Source organism: Paenibacillus sp. FSL P4-0081 (assembly GCF_000758565.1).
Classification (GTDB): Bacteria; Bacillota; Bacilli; order Paenibacillales; family Paenibacillaceae; genus Paenibacillus_AQ; species Paenibacillus_AQ phytohabitans.
On sequence record NZ_CP009280.1, the window covers coordinates 7,098,342 to 7,118,054 of the forward strand.

General features: G+C 53.2%; 11 protein-coding genes. 4 read left to right on the forward strand and 7 right to left on the reverse strand.

Annotation, left to right across the window (positions count from 1 at the left end; genetic code table 11):
- Positions 1 to 131 precede the first annotated feature (131 nt).
- The gene (locus tag P40081_RS30140; protein ID WP_042139790.1) at positions 132 to 2,399 is read right to left on the reverse strand and encodes an AraC family transcriptional regulator; all 2,268 of its coding nucleotides are present in this window, start codon (positions 2,397 to 2,399) and stop codon (positions 132 to 134) included.
- Between the two features lie 342 nt (positions 2,400 to 2,741).
- Here P40081_RS30140 and P40081_RS30145 point away from each other — a divergent pair, with 342 nt between their 5' ends.
- The 3 genes from P40081_RS30145 to P40081_RS30155 are packed head-to-tail and all read left to right on the forward strand — an operon-like array spanning position 2,742 to position 4,740.
- Complete coding sequence (locus P40081_RS30145) at positions 2,742 to 3,113, forward strand: GntR family transcriptional regulator (RefSeq protein WP_144026186.1); 372 nt, start codon at positions 2,742 to 2,744, stop codon at positions 3,111 to 3,113.
- A complete protein-coding gene (locus tag P40081_RS30150) occupies positions 3,110 to 4,051 on the forward strand; it encodes an ATP-binding cassette domain-containing protein (RefSeq protein ID WP_052422086.1) in 942 nt (313 codons plus the stop codon). Before P40081_RS30145 ends, P40081_RS30150 begins: the two co-directional genes overlap by 4 nt.
- Positions 4,048 to 4,740, forward strand: a complete 693-nt coding sequence (locus tag P40081_RS30155; protein ID WP_042139792.1) for a hypothetical protein — start codon at positions 4,048 to 4,050, stop codon at positions 4,738 to 4,740. The genes P40081_RS30150 and P40081_RS30155 overlap by 4 nt, the downstream gene beginning before the upstream one ends.
- A gap of 94 nt (positions 4,741 to 4,834) precedes the next feature.
- Here the strand turns inward: P40081_RS30155 and P40081_RS30160 are convergent, their stop codons facing one another.
- Both P40081_RS30160 and P40081_RS30165 read right to left on the reverse strand, forming a co-directional pair.
- Entirely contained in the window at positions 4,835 to 5,503 is a 669-nt protein-coding gene (locus P40081_RS30160) for a potassium channel family protein (RefSeq protein ID WP_039306954.1), read from the reverse strand.
- A gap of 14 nt (positions 5,504 to 5,517) precedes the next feature.
- Positions 5,518 to 6,888 (reverse strand): TrkH family potassium uptake protein, encoded by a 1,371-nt coding sequence (locus tag P40081_RS30165; protein ID WP_042139794.1) that lies wholly within the window; start codon positions 6,886 to 6,888, stop codon positions 5,518 to 5,520.
- A gap of 257 nt (positions 6,889 to 7,145) precedes the next feature.
- Here P40081_RS30165 and P40081_RS30170 point away from each other — a divergent pair, with 257 nt between their 5' ends.
- Positions 7,146 to 8,852 (forward strand): CPBP family intramembrane glutamic endopeptidase, encoded by a 1,707-nt coding sequence (locus P40081_RS30170; protein WP_042139795.1) that lies wholly within the window; start codon positions 7,146 to 7,148, stop codon positions 8,850 to 8,852.
- Positions 8,853 to 9,785: 933 nt separating this feature from the next.
- Here P40081_RS30170 and P40081_RS30175 read toward each other — a convergent pair.
- The 4 genes from P40081_RS30175 to P40081_RS30190 form a co-directional block, all read right to left on the reverse strand.
- The gene (locus tag P40081_RS30175; RefSeq protein ID WP_042139796.1) at positions 9,786 to 11,546 is read right to left on the reverse strand and encodes a sensor histidine kinase; all 1,761 of its coding nucleotides are present in this window, start codon (positions 11,544 to 11,546) and stop codon (positions 9,786 to 9,788) included.
- 6 nt (positions 11,547 to 11,552) lie between these two features.
- Complete coding sequence (locus P40081_RS30180; protein ID WP_042139797.1) at positions 11,553 to 13,109, reverse strand: response regulator; 1,557 nt, start codon at positions 13,107 to 13,109, stop codon at positions 11,553 to 11,555.
- Between the two features lie 64 nt (positions 13,110 to 13,173).
- Positions 13,174 to 15,000, reverse strand: a complete 1,827-nt coding sequence (locus P40081_RS30185) for an extracellular solute-binding protein (protein WP_052422087.1) — start codon at positions 14,998 to 15,000, stop codon at positions 13,174 to 13,176.
- Positions 15,001 to 15,134: 134 nt separating this feature from the next.
- Positions 15,135 to 19,706 (reverse strand): galactose-binding domain-containing protein, encoded by a 4,572-nt coding sequence (locus P40081_RS30190; protein ID WP_042139798.1) that lies wholly within the window; start codon positions 19,704 to 19,706, stop codon positions 15,135 to 15,137.
- Between the last annotated feature and the right edge of the window lie 7 nt (positions 19,707 to 19,713).

Sequence of the window (19,713 nt, forward strand, 5' to 3'; positions counted from 1 at the left end):
ACCATCAAATTTGATTGAAGTGCCGTTCTAAAGGCCTTTGCAGCACAATTATGATCAAATGTGATAGGCATTCCCAAAAATAATAAAGCGCTTTCAAATGTAGACAAAAAAATCCGGCCAGGAGAAGGCTCTTAGGAGCTCTTACTCTTGGCCGATTTAAAGCTGCTTGGCGGCATGCCTTCATATTTACGGAAAAAGCGGTTGAAGCTCTGAACATTATAATAGCCAACCTCTGCTGCGATTTGCTTGATTGAGCATTCCGTATCCAGCAGCAGCTCTTTGGCCTTCTCGATCCGCAGCTGATTCACAAAATCAATCATGCTATTGCCGGTTTGCTCATAGACGATCTTGCGCATATAAGAATAGCTGATGCCGATTTCCTTGGCCATATCCTCGAACACAATCTCTTCACGGAAATTTTTCTTCAAATAATGAATGATTCGTTCCGCATGATTGGTTTCACTCGTGCTGCGGTCCAGGCTCTGTACGATTTCAGTGAAGAAACCATGCAGATATTCCTCCAGCTCATCCAGTGTATCCATTGCAGCAAGAATGGAGTACACATTCCCTCTGCCCATAACCATCCGGCCCGTGCTGATATGATTCTCACGGAGGTGCTTGATCGTTGCCCCCATCAGCTGATAGTAGATAAACATAATATTATCGTAGGAAATATTCTCTTCCGAAGCGATCTGGCTGCGGATGCTCTGAAGCTCTTTGAATATCCCGGCCAGTTCACCGGCATCCAGGAAGTTGAGAATCCTCCGCTCACTACTCTCGGAATCGAGGTATTTACGGCCGCCCTCCTCTTCATCGTGCCAGTACATAATGCTTCCCGCCCCGTTAATCATCCGGCGTTTGATGACTTCCATCGCTTCAAACAGCCGCAGGGCAACCCTCTCGGGTGCATCAGCCAATTCACTTACACCGATTGTGACTGAATGCTCCAGCAATTCAAGTGATTGATCCCGGATCTGCTCCAGCGCCTGACGGATCAGCCCCTCCTTCTCCCCGGACTCATCCGGAGCAAAGTTCAGCACAATCACTATACAGCCATCGTTATGATAGACACTGCGGGCGAGTACCCCCTCCGGGAAGAAGCTCTCATACTTCGCATTGAGCAGATACCGGTGATAGCTGCGCGTCTCCACATTGGTATTGCCCACATACCGCCGGTACTGGTCAATAGACACGACAACAACTCTGTAGCCTACTTCCGGAAAAGCCTCCGTGATCCGGGGCGGAATCTCACCGCGCAAAAGACGGTGAACTGCAAGACTCCGGGTATCCTGTTCACGCTCCTGCAGCAGCTGGAACAGGCTTTCCTCTTCCTCCTGCATGCGTTTGAACGCCATATCCAGGAAGGCCAGCTCATTCTTATTGACCACACCCAGGTCGCTCTTCGAGCGGATCGTCCGCACCAGCTGCCGGAGGGGCCTGGACAGCCAGGTCGCAAGAAAGATGGCAAGCAGCGTCCCGAGCAATATGATAGCTCCGGTAAGCAGAATGATATTCCCCTGCATATCCCGTGATTTGATCATCAGCTCATCCATGGAGCTCCAGCTCACATTCCACCACCCGGACACTGCCGAACGGCTCCATGCGTATATCATCCGCTTGCCGTCCAGCTCGTGGAATGTATAGCCTTCACTGGATTCCTGGTTCAGTATTTCCTGAAGGTAAGGCAGCTTCTGACCGTCAGAGAGCAGCAGTGAATGATCATTGTAGGAAATGACCTTACCGTCTGAGTCCAGCAGCAGGTAGTTGCTGTCTCCGATCTCTGTAGCATGCAGATATTTGCCGATCTGGCTCTCTTTCAGGTTGACTACGATAATCCCGCGGGTGGTGGAGGACAGGCGGTTGAGGGGATAAACATACGACACCACATTTTCACCCGACTCCAGCTTACGGGGAACCCACACCCCGCTGATGCCTCTGCGTCCTTCAAGCGCTTCTGTAATCCAATCGATGGACTCGTACCGTTCCAGCGTCGTGATGCTACTGTCAGTAGAGAACACATAATCCGAATCATTCAAATAAAAGTACGAAGAGTACACACCGTCTACCCGGCGGTTCAAGTTCAGCAGCTCTTTCGTCACAGAGAGTGCCAGGCTCACGTTGTTGTAATTTGCGTTAATTTCATCGTACGTCTCAAGGCTTCGGATACGGTCAAAAATATTCGTCGCCGCCAGACGCGACGTGTCCTGGGCCAGATTGGCAAGCGCATTCTCATTTAACTTGCGGTTGGCATTCAGCCCGGCAAGCGTGGATTCTCCAATGGCTACTTCTGAGTTCTGTATAATCTGTGACCCGCTGTACCAAGTCAGAATCGCTGTGGGAATCGCCATGATGCAGAATAGAATCAGTGCCAGCTGCAGGATCATCGGTGTTTTTTTCATATTGCTATCCCCCTAAGGATGTCTCTATATATAACTGCCTTGAAATTATCTTCTGTCCATACCTCAGCTGGCTGTATTAATATGTTACCGCTTACATTTGGATTTTCCAACCCCCTGAGACAATTAATCTGTGCCTCGCGGCAAATCTCTCCGTCCGGATCACTTCAATGTTTTTATTTTAACATTTCAGATTACATTTTACATATGTGTATAGGAAATTTTTTCAAACAAATTCGAAAACGAAGCCCATTTCCGTCATTTGCAGGTGAATGTACTTGACACCGGACTGATTTCCGCTTAAGGTTAGTTACATGAGTAATTAACCAGTTAGGTGGTGAAGCGGTGGGTATCCAGATGGATGACAACCGGCCGATTTTCGTGCAGATTGCGGAGCTGATTGAGAATGACATCATCGATGGAACCGTGCCCGAGGAGACCCAGGTGCCTTCCACGAACCAGTTCGCAGCCTTTTACAGCATCAATCCGGCAACGGCGGCCAAAGGCGTGAATCTGCTCGTAGAGCAGGGAATCTTGTATAAAAAGCGGGGGATCGGAATGTTTGTTGCAGCGGGAGCACGCTCCGAATTGACGAATAAGCGCAGGCAGCAGTTCTATGAGCAATATGTGGTGGCAATGATCCGTGAGGCCGCGAAGCTGGGCATTACAACGGAGCAATTGTCTGAAATGATCCGTAAGGGGGATGAGAACCGATGATGGTTACGGGGAAGAAGCATGCAGCAGCGGCAGTTCCATCCGGCGCAAGGCTCGATTTAAGCCATGTAAGCAAGGTTTTCCGCGGAGGCCAGGGCGTACATGATATCTCGCTGAGCCTGGAGCCGGAGATGATTCATGGATTGATCGGAGCCAACGGCAGCGGCAAAAGCACCCTGCTCTCCCTCATTGCCGGCCAGAGGTTCGCAGACAGCGGACTGATCACGTATGGCGGCGATCATGTGAATGAGCATGTAGCGGCACTGAGTCAGATCTGTCTGGTCAAGACCTATGAACGCTCCTGGGAGAACTACTCATTGAAGGAAATCTTCAAGTTTGCCTCGATCTTCTACCCCTATTGGGATGAGCAGCTGGCCAGTGAGCTGATGGACAAATTCCAGCTAAAGGGCAGCAAAAATTACCAGCAGCTGTCGCGCGGCGGCCAATCCATGGCAGGGATCATTAAGGGGCTGGCCAGCCGTGCTCCGCTGACGCTGCTGGATGAGCCGGTAATTGGCCTCGATGCCTCGATGCGCGAAATCTTTTACCGGACCCTGCTTGAGGATTACAGCAATAATCCACGCACCTTTGTAGTGACTACACATCTGATCGAAGAAGCGGAGAACCTGTTTGAACGGATGGTTTATATCAAAAGAGGTCGTGTCGCCTTCCAGGGTCCTGTAGAGGATTTTGCCGCCAACGCCGTCTATGCTTCCGGACCTGCTAACGTGCTGGAGAAGCTGCTGGGGGATGTCCGGGTACTGCACAGTGAACGCCTGGGGGGTAAGCTGCTGCTTGCGCTTGAGGATCTCTCCGGCCCCGCCGAACGCAGAATGCTCCAGGATCAGGGCGTTGAGCTGTCTCCGGTTCCGCTGCAGAAGCTGTTCGTATATCTGACGCTGCGCGATGCAGAGAATTCGCAAGGAGGCGGAAACCGATGAGCTACCGGAGTCTAATGAAGTTTCATCTGAAAGATTACCGCAGAGGCGCCTTGATTCTGCTGAGTATATTCGTTTGTGTAGACACCGCCCTGGTACTGTTGATGAAGTTTCTGCCCGCCTGGGATATGGGAACGGCGGACAATATCTTCAGCGTTAACCGGAATATTATGTCTATCTTCATGATTGTCAGCATGATCGTTACCGTGGCTATTACCTTTCCGCTGATGAGCAGCTTCAGTGTGACCCGCCGCAATTTCTACGTCAGCTCGCTGCTGGCCCTGCTGGCCTTCTGCATAACGGCTGCGCTGGCGGAGACTGCCGTGTATCTGATCGGCCGGGCTGTTCTTCCTTCGATCGGACTCCCGGTTGATGTGGACCGGCCGATCCTGCTCTCTGCGTACGTGTTCATGCTGACCCTGCTCGATGTGTCGGTAGCCACCTTCCTGATCGGCGCCTGTTATTACAGATTCAAAGTAATCACCGGAACCCTGCTGGCCATCGTGTATTTCGGAGCTGTCGCCCTCATTTCCCAAATGTTCCCTTCCATGGAGTACATGGAGAACTTCGCATTATTCTCGTCAGACCCCGCAATGCTCGAGCCTGGAACCACTCTCCTAGTATGGGGGATGATCGCCCTGTGCGCCGGGGCCGGGTGGCTGATATACCGCCGGACTGACATCCGGATGTAGCCGTCTTTCTGAAGAGCAAAAAACGTCCGGCTGCACGTCAGCCGGACGTTTTTTTGCATTCTTTTATAGAGATACGCAGACTGGTCTTCCGCACCTAATCCGCATTCACCGCTTCATCCTCGAACTCTCCGATGCTGTCATTGGAGCCGATTACCACCATAATATCCCCCTGATGCACATGGTCATGCGCCGTCGGGGCAACGATGATGCCGTCCTCACGGTTCAGGGCAATGATGCTGCAGCCGTATTTGGCGCGCGTGTTCAGCTCGGAGAGGCTTTTGCCGTCCATACAGGCAGGCACTGTCAGCTCAACAACCTTGTAATCCTTGGAGATCTCAATATAGTCCAGTAAGTTCGGTGTCACCAGCTGGTGGGCCACACGGATTCCCATATCACGCTCCGGAAAAATCACCCGGTCCACGCCCAGCTTCGACAATGCGCGCCCATGCAGAATCGAGATCGCTTTGCCGACCACCTGCTTGACGCCGAGCTCCTTGAGCAGAATTGCGGCCAGTATACTCCGCTCCATATTATCGCCGATCGCCACAATCCCGCAGTCGAAATTGCGCACTCCGAGGGAGCGCATAATCCCTTCATCCGTAGCATCCGCCATCACCGCATGGGTCAGCCGGCCGGTCATTTCCTCCACCCGCTCCTCCTGATGGTCGATCCCAAGCACCTCATAGCCCATGGACATCAGCTCTAGCGCCAGACTTGAACCGAAGCGGCCCAGGCCGATTACAACAAACTGTTGTGCTTTCATGTCTCTATTTCCCCTTATCCAATTATCATTTTGCCTTCCGGATACTTATACAAAGGTTTACCCTGTTTCGGACCCAGTGCATAGGCCAGCGTCAGAAGTCCAAGCCGTCCGGCGAACATCGTCAGACAGATCAGGATTTTGCCGACCTGTGTCAGCTCCGGCGTCAGTCCCAGACTTAGTCCCACATTGGCGAAGGCCGAGGTCGTCTCGAACAGAATCATCAGAAAAGGCAGACCCTCCGTAGTCGAGAGCATCATCGATACCGCAACGATCAGCAGCAGAGCCAGCAGCGTAATGGTCAAGGCCTTGAATACGCGCTCCTGGGCCAGCCGGTAACGGAAGAGTACGATGTCCTCCCGGCCGCGCAGCATGGAGATGACTGCTCCGATCATCAGCGTGAAGGTTGTCGTCTTGATGCCGCCGCCGGTTGAACCCGGGGAAGCGCCGATAAACATCAGAATGACGATGAAAAACTGTGTCGCCTGGCGCAATCCTGTAATATCCAGCGTATTGGCTCCGGCTGTACGCGGTGCAACGGACTGGAACAGGGACGCCCAGATTTTGGTTCCGAGATTCATAGGTCCCAGCGTCCGTGCGTTGGTGAACTCGAAGATGAAGATCACTGTCATCCCTGTCAGAATAAGTCCGAAAGTCATCGACAGCACTACCTTACTGTGCAGCGACAGCCGGCGTTTCCGCCAGTACTCGGCCAGATCGGACATCACGATGAAGCCGATCCCGCCGGAAATGATCAGGAACATCACGACCAAGTTGATCACAGGATCACCGACATATGCTGTCAGGCTGTTATCATGGCCGCCAAACAGATCAAACCCGGCATTGTTAAACATCGACACCGCATGAAACAGGCCATAATATAAGGCACGCGGAAGCGGCATATCAAAGGCAAAGCGGACGGACAGCAGGATGGCTCCTGCCGCCTCAATAACCAGCGAGTAGATCAGCACTTTGCGGATCAGCCGCACAATCCCCTCCATCGAACTCTGATTCATTGCTTCCTGGAGAATCAGCCGGTCCCGCAGCGAGATTCTGCGTTTAAGCACAAGCGCAAACAGCGTGGCCATCGTCATGAAGCCGAGTCCGCCGATCTGGATCAGCACCAGAATGACGGCCTGTCCGAATCCGGTGAGGTGGGTTCCGGTATCCACAACGGCAAGTCCGGTCACACATGCGGCAGAGGTCGCAGTAAACAGCGCATCCATGAAATGAAGCGGCTCCCCGGCTACACTTGATACCGGAAGCATGAGCAGTAAAGTGCCTATCATAATTACTGCGGCGAACCCAAGCACCAGGATTTGCGGAGGAGCAAGCTTCAGAAATCTGAAGCCCGTTATTTTGGGAAACGGTGAAACCAAACTCCTCATCCTTTCAGGTTCCTTATTGGAAGTTAAGAATTGTACAATATCAAATAAACATACAAAATTATATACGTTATTGCCTAACTTCACAAAGAATCATTTTCAAAATAAGCTGGAGTACAAATAAAGAACAATCTGCAAATAAACAAGCATAAGCTTGGACCTCTCCACGTAAAAGGATAATACGGCAATTTTTTGTAACTGCCGGGCAAGTAATATTATAATGAAATGTACAAGAGTATTTCATTTCAAGGAGGCGTTTCATGAATCCCGTCGGCCAGCCCCTACAGCAGCGGCCCCTTACCACCAAACTTATCCTTGCTGGAATTCTCGGACTTATTGTGTTTGTCATGTTCCAGGTCGCCCCCCAGCTCTTCCAGGGCTCCGGTGAGGACACAGCAATTATCAGCAAAAGCGAAGTGCAGGACAAAGCCGCCGCATTCGCAGCACAGCAGCTCGGCCACGAAGCAGGAGTGAAGGATGAATGGACTATCCTCTATAAGACAGACTCCTCTTTCTACGGCTATATGTCCAGGGAGAAGCTGCTTGAGGATTACACCAAGAACAAGCTGGACCAGCGGTACCCGTTCGATGTCTACCATGCCGCACTTTATCCTTCCAGTGAAGCGGATGCCCTGCTCTCCGTGGATATCAATATGTATACCGGTGAAGTAGTTGCCTTTGCCCGCGGAGCCGATGCCGGTGCCGCAGGACTCGATTACGGGGAAAGGCCGGCCAAGGTTGTAACGAGCCCTGCCGGTACTGCAATAACTGCAAGCAGTGAAGCGGGTCTTACCCTTGAGCAAAAAGAAAAGCTGGCCCGCCCGTGGCTGCAGCTATGGGGTGCAAATCCGGCGAAGCTCCAGATCGAGACGGGCAGCGATGAGTACGGGCTTGTCTACACGGAGAGCTCGGTTAAGGTCGGAGAAGCGCTGTTGCATTATAACTTTAACTTCTCCGGTGAGCAGGTCTCCTACTTCCGCGCCGGATTCACTGCCCCGGCCTGGCATGATAGCTATGTTGAAGACCAGACCGCTCTTGCCAAGAAGCTCACCTTGTTCGGCTATGGCCTGCCTACACTGCTTCTGGGTATTCTTGCGCTGATCTACAGCATTCTGCGCCGGGGTCACACGTCCTGGAGGCGCGGGCTCTTCCTTAGCTCCGCCCACTTCCTGATTATGATGGTCAGCAGCTACAATGTGCTTCCCGAATCAGGCGGTGACAGTGCCGAAGCGCGGATTACCGCTGTAGTGATGTTCATCATCTATGTTCTGTACAGCCTGCTAATGTCCTCACTGCTCTACTTCTCACTGGTTGGAGGCGACGGCCTGTGGCGCGCAGAAGAGAAGCTTAACCCCTGGCCCCGTGCCAAAGAGCCCGGTTACGGCCAGTATGTACTGGACAGTATCCGCGCCGGATATGTATGGGCATTCGTCCTGCTCGGCGTGCAGACCATCATGTTCATTATTCTGTCATTCGCCTTGGATAACTGGTCCACTACAGATGCCAGCCAGTCTCCCTACAATATGAAATACGCCTGGCTGCTGCCGATTGTCGCCTGGCTTGCCGGTCTCTCTGAAGAGGCTGTCTACCGGTTGTTCGGCATCCGGATGCTCAAGAAGCTCGTGAAGAATACCTTCATCGCTGCACTGATCACTACGCTGATCTGGGCGCTCGGGCATACCCTCTATCCGATCTATCCGGTCAGTTCGCGCCCGATTGAGCTAACCGTAATCGGTTTGCTGTTCAGCTATATTTTCCTGCGCTACGGCTTCATCGCTGTGATGTTCAGCCATGTGGTGTTTGACAGCATCCTGATGGGGGCCACGCTGATCTTCATGCAGGATACGGTGAACATCGGCGCCGGTATTGTCACGATCATCCTGCCGTTCATCGTCGGCTACATCGTGTACCGCTTCAACCCTCCGCGGGGGCCGGAGCAGGCGGAGCCGGTCCAGCCTCTGACCTAGACATAGACGGAGCCGTATTCATCGGTCCTGCATATCCAAATGGGGCTGTCCCACAAGCCATGAAATGGCTGCTTGGGACAGCTCTTTATTTTGCAGTAGCATCAACGTGGGCACTTGGGTGGACGCTCCGCGAACGGACCGTTGTTTAAGCGGGATACAAAATACTTTTTTCAACAAACACAAAAAAGAAATCGCCTTTTTGGTAGAATGGAGGTACCACCCAACCATTTCAAAAGGAGCGATTTCTTTGTACATTCAATAGTCCATGGACCCACTTTGCTTGCCAAGGGATCTGGAAGAAGACATTCCTTTGGACCCCTCGCTCGTGTCGTGGATGCAGCCGTCAACCGGCTGAACGAAACCTCTATGACGCTGCCTATTCCCGGTGGCGGCCGCGACAGCCCCCCTCCTGAAAGGCTCACCATAGCCATCATCTACGCCAATACCCAGCGCAATTATTCGTCCCGCCCAATCGTTTACAGTGACCCGATTACGGTATGCGGTATACTTAATTGCACTTCGTACAACTAAATCGTCTGATTTATAACCGATTCTCCGTTTAGTTGTATTTCGTACAATTAAATGGCCAAGTGAACCTTCATTTTCACCATTCTGGCAGATTTAGTTGTACAGACTACAGTTATAAGAGGCAAGCCTGCCTTTTCGCAGTTTTTAATTGCACAGTATACAACTATTAGTGAATTCCCACTTGGAACTGAATACATCAATTGCTGCATTGTTGGATGAACTCGGCGAGTCCTCCAAATCCAAATCAGTGGTGAGAAACTTGAACTTGCGACGCGGAGCTCGAAGAACAATTGCTGCAGAAGCCCAAAGATAAACCGCTGGGAGCCCGAAATAGGTATCTTAAGTAGAAGAAATTCTACTTACGGGACAGCCCCTTCTGCTCATAATCCGGTAGGCACACCGTTTCTATGACTCGTCCTGCACAGATTGATACGGACGGCAGGGAAACCGGAGCCGGATCAGCGTCCCTTCACCAAGCGAGCTGTGAATGGCTACGCCATACTGCCTGCCGTACTGCAGCTGAATCCGCTGGTCCACATTGCGGATGCCATAGCCGATTCCCTGGCCCGCAGGCTCCAGAATCTGCCCAATCAGCTCTTCCTTCATCCCGAGCCCGTTATCCTCCACCTCGAAGATCATATCCGCTCCTTCCCGGTAAGCCCGGATGATCAGCGAAATCTCATCATCGTACCAGGCATGCTCCAGCGCATTCTCCACAAACGGCTGCAGAATAAACTTCACGCTCTCGCTCTCCAGAACCTCCGGTGCAATATCATAAGTCACCTGGATACGGTCCACATTCTTAATCCGCTGAATATCCAGATAAGACTCGGCAATCTGCAGTTCCTGCTCCACCGGAATGATCATCTCCCCGCGGTGCAGCGTCAGCCGGTAGAACCTGGCCAGCGAACGGATGACCTCATGCAGCTTATCGATCTCCCCCAGCTTGGCCATCCGGCTGATCGAAGAGAAGGTATTATACAGGAAATGCGGATTCATCTGGGAATGCAGCACCTGCAGCTCGGTCTCTTTCTTCTCCAGGTTGACGACATAGACCTCGTCAATTAACCGCTGTATAGTTGAAGCCATGTCGTTAAAAGCACTGCCGATTTCCGCAAACTCATCATTGCCCTGCACCGGCATCCGTTTGTGGAAATCCCCTTCCTTAAAAGACTTCAGGGAAGCGATCAGCTTCTGGAAGCTCCGTGCGAAATACTGGGACATCACCAGACTGATCAGAAAGAGCAGGATCAGAGTGATCAGACAGATGCCGATGGTCACATTACGGACCTGCTGTGAATTCTTCTGCAGTGAAGAATACGGAATCCAGGCTACTACGCTGGCGGGCATATTCGTAACCGGCTGTTTAATTTGCATATAGGAATCCGGCTGCTGAATATAGTCTGAAGCAGCTGAGGGCAGCAAATCCGGTTTAACCTTGTTGCGGGAGCTTATGAAGAGCAGGCGGTTGTCATTATCCACGATGAACAGAATACTGTTCTCGCCCAGCTGTCCCGAGCCGGCATCAGAGAAGATATACTTCATATTCGCCGTCATCTTGATCAGGCCGTTCAGCTGCAGTGTATCGTAATTGATCAAGGGACGCAGGTAGGAGATGCTCGCGTCCGTCCTGTCGTTGCCCACCTGCCGCCATTCATAGGAGCCGTAATGCAGCTTCAGCCCTCTATACCAGTCTTCATTCTCAATACGGTCCATGTGAAATAGGGAATACTTACGGACATCGCCCGCTGCACTCTCGTTGTAATAGAATTCTCCGACATTAGGGTTGCTGACATACACGGACAGCTTAACCTCCGGGTCCGGCAGATTCGCAGCATTCTCCAGCCTCGGAAGAATATACTGCGACATGATGCTATATTTCTCCCAGCCGGAATGATAACCTGTCAAATAACGCGAGAGGGTCTGATCCGTATATAGCTCGTCGGTGCTGCGGACCACATCCTTCAGCCGGTAATCGACGTTGCTGGCAATTTGCCTGACAGCCACCTCCAGATTGCTTCTGGTGTGCTCCTCAGTGGAACGCACGGAGGAGACATAGGCGTAGCTTCCGATGCCGATAACCGGTGTCAGCACCAGCAGCAGATAGGAAATAAGCAGCTTGTAGCCCAAAGGCATGTATAGGGGTTTCGTACGCTTCCTCTGCATGCCGGATCAGCTCTGCTTTCTGTAATCGGCTGCGGTAATATTGAAATATTCACGAAATTGCCTGCTGAAATAAGCGATATTCTTGTAGCCAACCTTATCAGCCACTTCGTAGATTTTGTATTGATGCTGATCAAGCAGAAGAATCGCCTTCTCCATCCGGATCCGCACAAGGTACTCATTGAAGCTCTCGCCTGTGTGCTCCTTGAACAGGACCCCGAGATGGTTCGGTGAATAGGCGAAATGGCTGGCCACCAGCCGTAAGGTAAGATTCTCCGTCAGCCGCTCCTGAATATAGACCTCAATTTGCTCCATCAGCCGGCGGTTCTTATGCTGCTTCTTCATGAACAGGATCTCGGAAATCTGGAACAGCGTATACCGCAGCCAGCGCTTAATATCATCCACCGTCTCCAGATGATGAATGGTGTCCATTTGCTGCAGACTCTCATAGGTTTCGTTCAGCGTCCCCAGATAGGCTTCGAGCCGGGTGACGATATGAATGGAGAAATGATAGACCTTCACCGGATGCTCGAACAGGGCCGCCATCTCGAACAGCTCATCAATGCAGTCGCAAATATCAGCCAGCCTGTAGCCTGCCATAGCCCCGAACATTCCCTCCAGCACAACGCTCAGCTCTTTAATATCCTGGGTCATTCCCGGCTTGTTCATTACGGGGGGAATCACTCTGTTCTTGCCGAGGAACATTTTGCCGTTCATATATGCCTTGGCCTGGGAAAAAGATGAGCTCAGCGCTTCCAGAGCAAACACCTCAGCACCATAACTCACAGTAATAGTGTAAGCAGTGTGCCCGCGAACCTTCAGCACCAGCTGCTGAAGCCACTCCTCCAGCTCCAGGCGCTGCCCGGTATACACGAAACCAAGCTGTGAACGGTTCAGCCGGCACCATTTCCCCGCACTGGCAGATTCAATCTCTGTCCCAATATACTGGAACAGCCTGTCCAGACCGGCATAGACCTCCTCCGGATGCTCCTGTACCCGCCGGAGGACATCATCTGCCTCAATCAGCACTGCGGAGGCGCTGGAGAAGGCCAGATCCAGCGGATACCGGGCCAGGAAGGCCCCCAGTGTCGCACCGTCAATACTGCCCTCCAGCAGGTGCTGCAGCACATCATTTTTGATGAAATCAAAGGACGCGATTACGCCGCCGTCTTCCGGACCTTTGCTCCGCTCAAGATTCAGTTCAGCCGTAGCGGTGCGCAGCACGCCGATGAGCTCCTCATCATCAACCGGTTTCAGAATATAGGCATGCGCCTTCAAATCAAGCGCCTGCTTCGCATAGTGAAATTCCTGGTATCCGCTGATGAACACGATCTTCAGCCCCGGATTCAGCTCCAGCGCCAGGCGGGACAGCTCCATGCCGGAAACCACGGGCATCCTGATGTCCGTAATCAGCAGATCAATCTCATGATTCTCGATATATTGAAGAGCGGCAAGCGGATTGCTCTCGCTGCAGACCACTTCAATGGCAAGCTCACTCCAGGGAATCAGGCAGCGCAGACCCTCCAAGTCATAATTTTCATCGTCCACCAAGACGGCTCTGTACATCGCAATCAGCGCTCCTTCATGCGGAAAAGAGGGTACGTATCGTATCCCTCTTCGTTCCAAACGTTTAGTATTGCGGGGAATAGGCCTTGATCTTCTTAAGATTGTTCCGCCATACTCCAGTTTTCCAGGCGAGCAGCCTGTCATATCCCAGACCCGCTGCTTCCCTGTCTGCTTCCTCCATCAGTTGCCTGACCTCTTCCCCGCTTGCCGCAAAAATCATCCGGGGGAGTACCTGCGCATACTGTTCTTTCAGTCTTTGCAGAATGATTCCCTCTTCGGAGGCAGGCGCCGGATCGAGGTTGGAGAATTCGGTGATGTTCATCGCCGTCCTGAACGTTACATTCGCTTGCCCGAGTGTTGTCCAGTCCCGGGCCTCCGCAGGCAGCAGCTTCTCGCGTCTGGCTTTGGCTGAATCAATATATGAGGTATTACCATACCAGTTGAATTCTCCGATCTTCAGAGTATCATACTGTTTCAAATTACGGCCAATATAGGAATCATTTGGAACCGGAATTCCATCCTCCACTTTATCATAAAACATTCCCTGCGGCCCGAAGAAAATAATACGCTGTCCCTCCGAGCTCGTCGCCCAGTTCATATAGGAGAAAATGGCCTCCGGATCTCTGGCCCCGGTTGTAATCACATTGACATTCCAGCCCAGCGTATTGTATCCGGAAGGGTATACCTTATCCGGGTCCACACCTGCCCGGTGCACCGGCCAGATGATATCGTATCCGTCTTGCGGATCTTTGGCCGAGAGCTGATTATCCGCCTCGCGGCCGATCCCTTCCACGATGGCGTCATACGCGCCGAATACAGCGATCCGGCCGGTTTTGAGCTTCTCCAGCACCTGATCCCGGGTTTCGGTTAATAGATCCGGAGACGTCAGCCCTTGGCGGACCAACCGGTTAGCCAGCAGCAGCGTCTCCAGAAATGCCGGATCCCGGTACACAGAAGTCAATCGGGAGCCGGCGGGCACACCGAAGATTTGTCCTGAACCGGGAGAGATGAAGCTTGGTGTCCGGTTATCCGCCGCACCGCTGTACAGCATGCCGATCATCTGTATATCCGCTTCGTCCCGGGTCTCCCCGAAGTCAATCGGGACGAGTTCAGGATACTTTTGCTGCACCCGCTTCAGATAAGCCTCCAGATCATCCCATGTCTCCAGCTTAGGGGAGCCAAGCGCCCGGTAGATCTTCTTCTCAACCAGGAAACCGGCGTTACCGCTGCCGTTGCTGCCGTTAATATACCAGTTCGGAATCTGGTACAGCTTGCCGTCTTCACTGCGCAGCATATTCAATGTATCCTCGCCTATGGTCTGGACAAATTCAGGATATTCCACCAAATAAGGGTCGAGTGCCACCAGCTTGCCTGCTTTTTGCAGCCGTTCCACATCCTTGCCCCGGTCCATGACCAGCACATCGGGAAGCTGATCCGAGACAATCATCGCGTTCAGCTTCTGGGCGGCAGCCCCGCTGGATTGTACCGGAGTGAGCGTAACCTTCAGATTATCGGAGATCCACCGGCTATGCGGCCTGCCCTCCCAGGTCGGCGCCGTATACCAGTCATAGTTCACAAAGACGGTGAACCGGACCGGCTTCACCTTGGCAGCCAATGCTGAAAGGGCGGTGGCCGGATGATCCGCAGGCAACGTATTGCCGGGATCACCGGAACTGCCGGAATTGCTGCGATTAGCGCTATCAGCATTCCCAGTCCTGTCAGTGGTATTGGCGTTACCGGCGCTACCGGCATTGACAGTTCGGCTTGAGCTCAGTGCGTTAGGGCGGTCCTCCGCAGTGGCCTCCTGCGTTTGAAGGGCCGTTAGTTGACCGCCGTTTGAGCAGGCAGCAAGACCACCCAGAACCAGCATAACTAACAGCAATTGCAGCAATTCGCCTCCCATTATCCTATTGGAGGCAGCCTGGTTCTGCCTTTCCTGCAAGAACCGTAATAACATTGACCTGTGCATAATCCTCACCATTTCTTTACGTTGATGCCTCTATTCTATCGCCAATGCCGCCCTGATTAATAGACCGACATTTCCCATAAAGAATAGCCGTACTGTGTGCCCCGCTCCGTACCGTTCACCTTCACATACCGCGCGCTGACCGGGGTGAAGCTGATATCGTCCAGTTCCCCGTCTCCGGTTGCCGCCGAATAGGCCATTGTCCAGTTCGTGCCATCTGCCGAAGTCTCAATGGTATAGGATTTGGCATACGCTCCCTCCCAGTTCAGCAGGACTCGGCTGACCGTCTGAGCAGAGCCGAGGTCAACCTGAATCCACTGCGGATCACTGAAGGCCGATTCCCAGCGGGTGCCAGGATTCCCATCTACTGCTCCCGCAGCGGGCTGTTTCGGATTCTCCGAAGCGGTAACTGCCTTATTCAGGGCAAGGTTCACTGACGGCGGTGTTCCGCCGGTAATCACCTGCTGCACGGAGGCATCATTGTATCCAGCTGCAGTTACCGTAACCGCGTAAGTCTTCGCAGTTGGGAACAGCACGGTGTTCAGCGTAATTTTACCGGCAGTCACGGTATAATCCGCTGCCGCCGCTGTAGTTCCATCCACCTTCACCGCACTGATTGCGCCTCTCCAGGCTGCATTATCCGTGAATGTCAGCTCAACCGGCTGGCCGGCTGCATTCTGCGTTGTATCGGCTGCCAGGGCAGGCGGAGCAAACGGTGTCACGGTGCCGCCGCTGCCGTACACTTCCAGTTCCCATAAAGAATACCCGTACTGTGTGCCGCGCTCCGTCCCGTTTACCTTCACATAACGGGCGCTGACCGGGGTGAAACTGACATCGTCGAGGGTCCCGTCTCCAGTTGTGGTTGAATACGCTGGCGTCCAGTTCGTACCATCTGCTGAAGTCTCGATCGTATACGATTTGGCATATGCTCCCTCCCAGTTCAGCAGGACACGGCTGACCGTCTGATTCGAACCGAGGTCGACCTGAATCCACTGCGGATCACTGAAGGCCGATTCCCAGCGGGTACCCTGATCTCCGTCCACTGCACCCGCAGCCGGCTGTCTCGGATTCTCCGAGGCAGTAACCGCCTTGTTCAAGGCCAAATTCGCAGAGGTTGCTCCGCCAGTGACCACTTGCTGCACTGAAGCATCGTTGTAGCCCGTTGCCGAAACCGTAATCGTGTAGGTCTTCGCCGCAGGGAACAGCGCGGTGTTCAGCGTGATTTTACCGGCTGCCACGGTATAATTCGCTGCCGCAGCAGAAGTTCCGTCCACCTTCACCGTACTGACCGCACTTCTCCAGGCCGCATTATCTGTGAATGTCAGCTCAATCGGCTGGCCGGCTGCATTCTGCGTTGTATCCGCTGTCAGGGCAGGCGGAGTGAGCAGCGTCCCCGAATTCACCTTCGTCGGGTCAACCTTCACCAGCTTCTTGGCTTCAACTACAGCTGAGCCCGTAATTCCTCCCGCGTTGCGGAACGTAACGGTAATTGCCGCATTCGTCGGGTTCCAGACCAGTGCACTATATGCCGATCCTTTCTTATACACAGTTGCACTATACCCGTTCGCTGCCCAAATGTCTTTGGTGCGTGATCCAAGAGTTGCCATGTTATGCACGAACCAGTACGTATTGAACAATTCATTCTGCTGCGGCAGTGCCGGATTCCATTTATTCAGTACAGCCTGCGGATCGCTCAGCGCCTGAATCGGCCAGACAATATGGTACCAGTCCGTTTCCGGCCCGCCGTTATCGGCTACGAAGCCGCTGTATAATCCGGCAGCCTTAGCTGTGTCGAACCCGTAGCTGGTCAAATATTCTGCCGTAGGCAGCCAGTGAATCCCATAGACATACACCGGATTGCCGTTGAAAAAGGTTCCGAAGAAGTTCGAGCTTCCGTAAATCTGCCCGACAGATTTATGCGTATAGCCCGGCAGCCAGTTATCCTGGTCGTAGTTGAACCAGTATTGCTGCACCGCTCTAAGCTCGGTCGTGAAGCCCATAATGGAAGCATCCCGGAACGCTGTGTTGCCGGTCAGTGTGCTCCACATATACTGGCCTACCCAGCCGAACAGTGATTCTCCTGCCGCTTCCTGGTTATTGCCGCTGTCATTGTCTGCATAACCGCCGGCCCATGAATGTCCTTCATACGGGTCGAAGTTGCGGAAGTACGGATATTTCGGATCGGTCTTCGACGGATTGGCATAGTCGCGGATCAGCTCATCAACCATCCCGCTGAATTTGTTCCTGAAGTCGGTATCGTAAGTGGCCAGTACAGCAGAAGCAAAGACATAATAGCCATACGTAAAATGATGGTCTGTAATGCCGGAGTTCGCGCCGAACTCGCTGTTCTTATAGATTAGTGTTCCCCAGTCGGTGTTGTAGTCGAAATAGTAGTTAGCTTCTCCCGAAGTATACGTGTACCAGTCTGTAAGCACCGTCTTCATCCGGGAAAGGAACAGATTCTTGTAGCTCTCGCTGCCTATTTGATCGGCGATCAGCACACCCATTGCCAGCGGATGCAGCTTCTTGCCCTGCCAGTACGCATCGGCCTGCATCAGATTGGTGGCGGTGTCCGTATCCAGCAGCGCCAGATAATTGAGCAGATCCTGGCGGGAGTAGCCGGAATCGCCCGGCTCGGTGAACTGCGGCACAATGCCGTAGAATTTATCGGCAGTGGCAAAGGAATTGCCCTCCGTAACCTTCATCGTTCCGCGGATCGACGGGAAGGAGACCGCAGTCAGCGGCGTAGTAGTAACCTTCCACTGGTGGGGAAGCTGCGCCATCAGCGTTGTATTCGGAAAGCCCGAACGCTTGAGTTCTGTAGTCGCATTGAAGGTGGTCGTGACATCCGATGTGGTCTCGTTGAAGGTATAAGCCACCTTTGTATCCGTCACGAATGCATATCCGTGCTGGTAGAAGTAATTCAGATTTGCGGGTGCCGGAAGAGCCGACAAGCTCAGGTAGTTCTGGCCACCGCCCAGCTGGATTTTGAGCTTGGCGCCGACTTTCTTGAAGGTTGTGCCGGCCGGTGCATACAGCCCATAGTTTCTGGTCACCATTACGGGCGTTGGCGCGCCATTGGAATTCGTGACCGCAATGCCGATATGGTCTGCAGTAACCGTGGCGCCGTCAGCCGCCAGAATCGTATTATTGCTGTCATCGAAGAAGCGGGCCGTTGCCGGCAGGTAGACTTCAGGACTGGCCGGATCGCTGAATTGTGAATAGAGATAAGGCGAGCCTTTGACGAAGGTCGTCTTCATCTTCTCAGCAGTACCATCGCTTAACACGGCAGTTGCTGACCAGTCGCCGTAAGCGGTTATCCGGTTCGACATCCCTGAAGTATTAATGTTGCTGGCCATCAGGAACAGATCCGGGCTGCCTGCGGCTTCCTGCGCCTTGCCGTCGGCACTTAAGTAGCCTGCGCCCGGGTTCAGAACGCTTAGTCCCTGCTTGGTATATTTCGATTTGAGCGGAAGGGTAATGATGCCGTTGCCGAGCTGATTGATCATGATCGACTGCCACCAGTCATTGGAAGGCAGCGGCGCAGTCAGTGCATCCGATTTGTACAGCGGATATTTGGGCTGGGGAACCGAGAGGTCACCCGCGGCATAGCTGCCTTGACCTACGGCCACTGTTGTCAGCGCCGGCAGTGCAGGAATGTTATAGACCGGCTTGGGGTCGCCCGTCACATAATCATACGCCTGGAATTCAAAGATTGAGTAACCGAAGGAGGTCGCTCTGCTGATACCGTTCATCCGCAGATACCGGCCGGTGGCATAGATTGGAAGATTAAGTGTGCCTCCGTCACCGTGAAGCTCCCGGTAGATTGTAGTCCATGAACTGCCGTTATTTGAAACCTGGATATCATAGGTCCGGCCGGCGGCAGCCTCCCAATTGAGGATGACCCGGCCAAGTGTCCGTACGCTGCCAAGGTCTACGCTAAGCCATTCATTATCGGTAGCGTTGGAGGACCAGCGTGTGGTCAAGCTGCCGTCAAACGCCAGTGCCGGCAATGTGGAGCCAGCCGGGAGATAGTCAGCCACCTGATAAGACGATGCCGTCGCCGGCTTGTTCAAGGCCACATTCGGACCCAGCACTACCGGAGGAGGATTAACGCCGCCCGTGCCGTATACCTCGAACTCGAAGAGGGAAATACCGTATTGCGTCAGGCTCCGCACGGTTGCAAATACCCGCACATAACGGCCGGTGCCGCTGAGCGTGAGATCATCCACGCCGCCATCTCCCGTAGTTGTGGAATAGACATCACTCCAGTTCAATTCGTCCGCGGATACCTGGATTTTGTAGGACTTGGCGTACGCCCCTTCCCAGCGCAGGACAACGCGGTCTACTGCGGCAGATGCCCCGAGATCAACATAAATCCAGTTCGGGTCGAGTCCCCACGCGCTGCTCCATCGGGAACCCGTATTGCCGTCAACGGCCAGATCCGGGGTGTTATTGCCCTCCGTGCCCGACGCATAAGCAGGGCTGTCCTGGGAGAGCAGATAAGAGCCGGCGGCATGCGCACGGCCGGGCGGAATGACCAATGCGACACTTAGCAGCATGATTATGCTCAGAAAAAAAGCGGTGCCGTTTATACCTTTCTTGCGTTTTAACCTTTTGGAATATGTCATTACCCTT

Bases quoted from the DNA above. Each gene is read 5' to 3' on its own strand.
- P40081_RS30140 (WP_042139790.1), bottom strand. From the start codon at position 2,399: ATGAAAAAAACACCGATGATCCTGCAGCTGGCACTGATTCTATTCTGC.
- P40081_RS30150 (WP_052422086.1), top strand. From the start codon at position 3,110: ATGATGGTTACGGGGAAGAAGCATGCAGCAGCGGCAGTTCCATCCGGC.
- P40081_RS30155 (WP_042139792.1), top strand. From the start codon at position 4,048: ATGAGCTACCGGAGTCTAATGAAGTTTCATCTGAAAGATTACCGCAGA.
- P40081_RS30160 (WP_039306954.1), bottom strand. From the start codon at position 5,503: ATGAAAGCACAACAGTTTGTTGTAATCGGCCTGGGCCGCTTCGGTTCA.
- P40081_RS30165 (WP_042139794.1), bottom strand. From the start codon at position 6,888: ATGAGGAGTTTGGTTTCACCGTTTCCCAAAATAACGGGCTTCAGATTT.
- P40081_RS30170 (WP_042139795.1), top strand. From the start codon at position 7,146: ATGAATCCCGTCGGCCAGCCCCTACAGCAGCGGCCCCTTACCACCAAA.
- P40081_RS30175 (WP_042139796.1), bottom strand. From the start codon at position 11,546: ATGCAGAGGAAGCGTACGAAACCCCTATACATGCCTTTGGGCTACAAG.
- P40081_RS30180 (WP_042139797.1), bottom strand. From the start codon at position 13,109: ATGTACAGAGCCGTCTTGGTGGACGATGAAAATTATGACTTGGAGGGT.
- P40081_RS30190 (WP_042139798.1), bottom strand. From the start codon at position 19,706: ATGACATATTCCAAAAGGTTAAAACGCAAGAAAGGTATAAACGGCACC.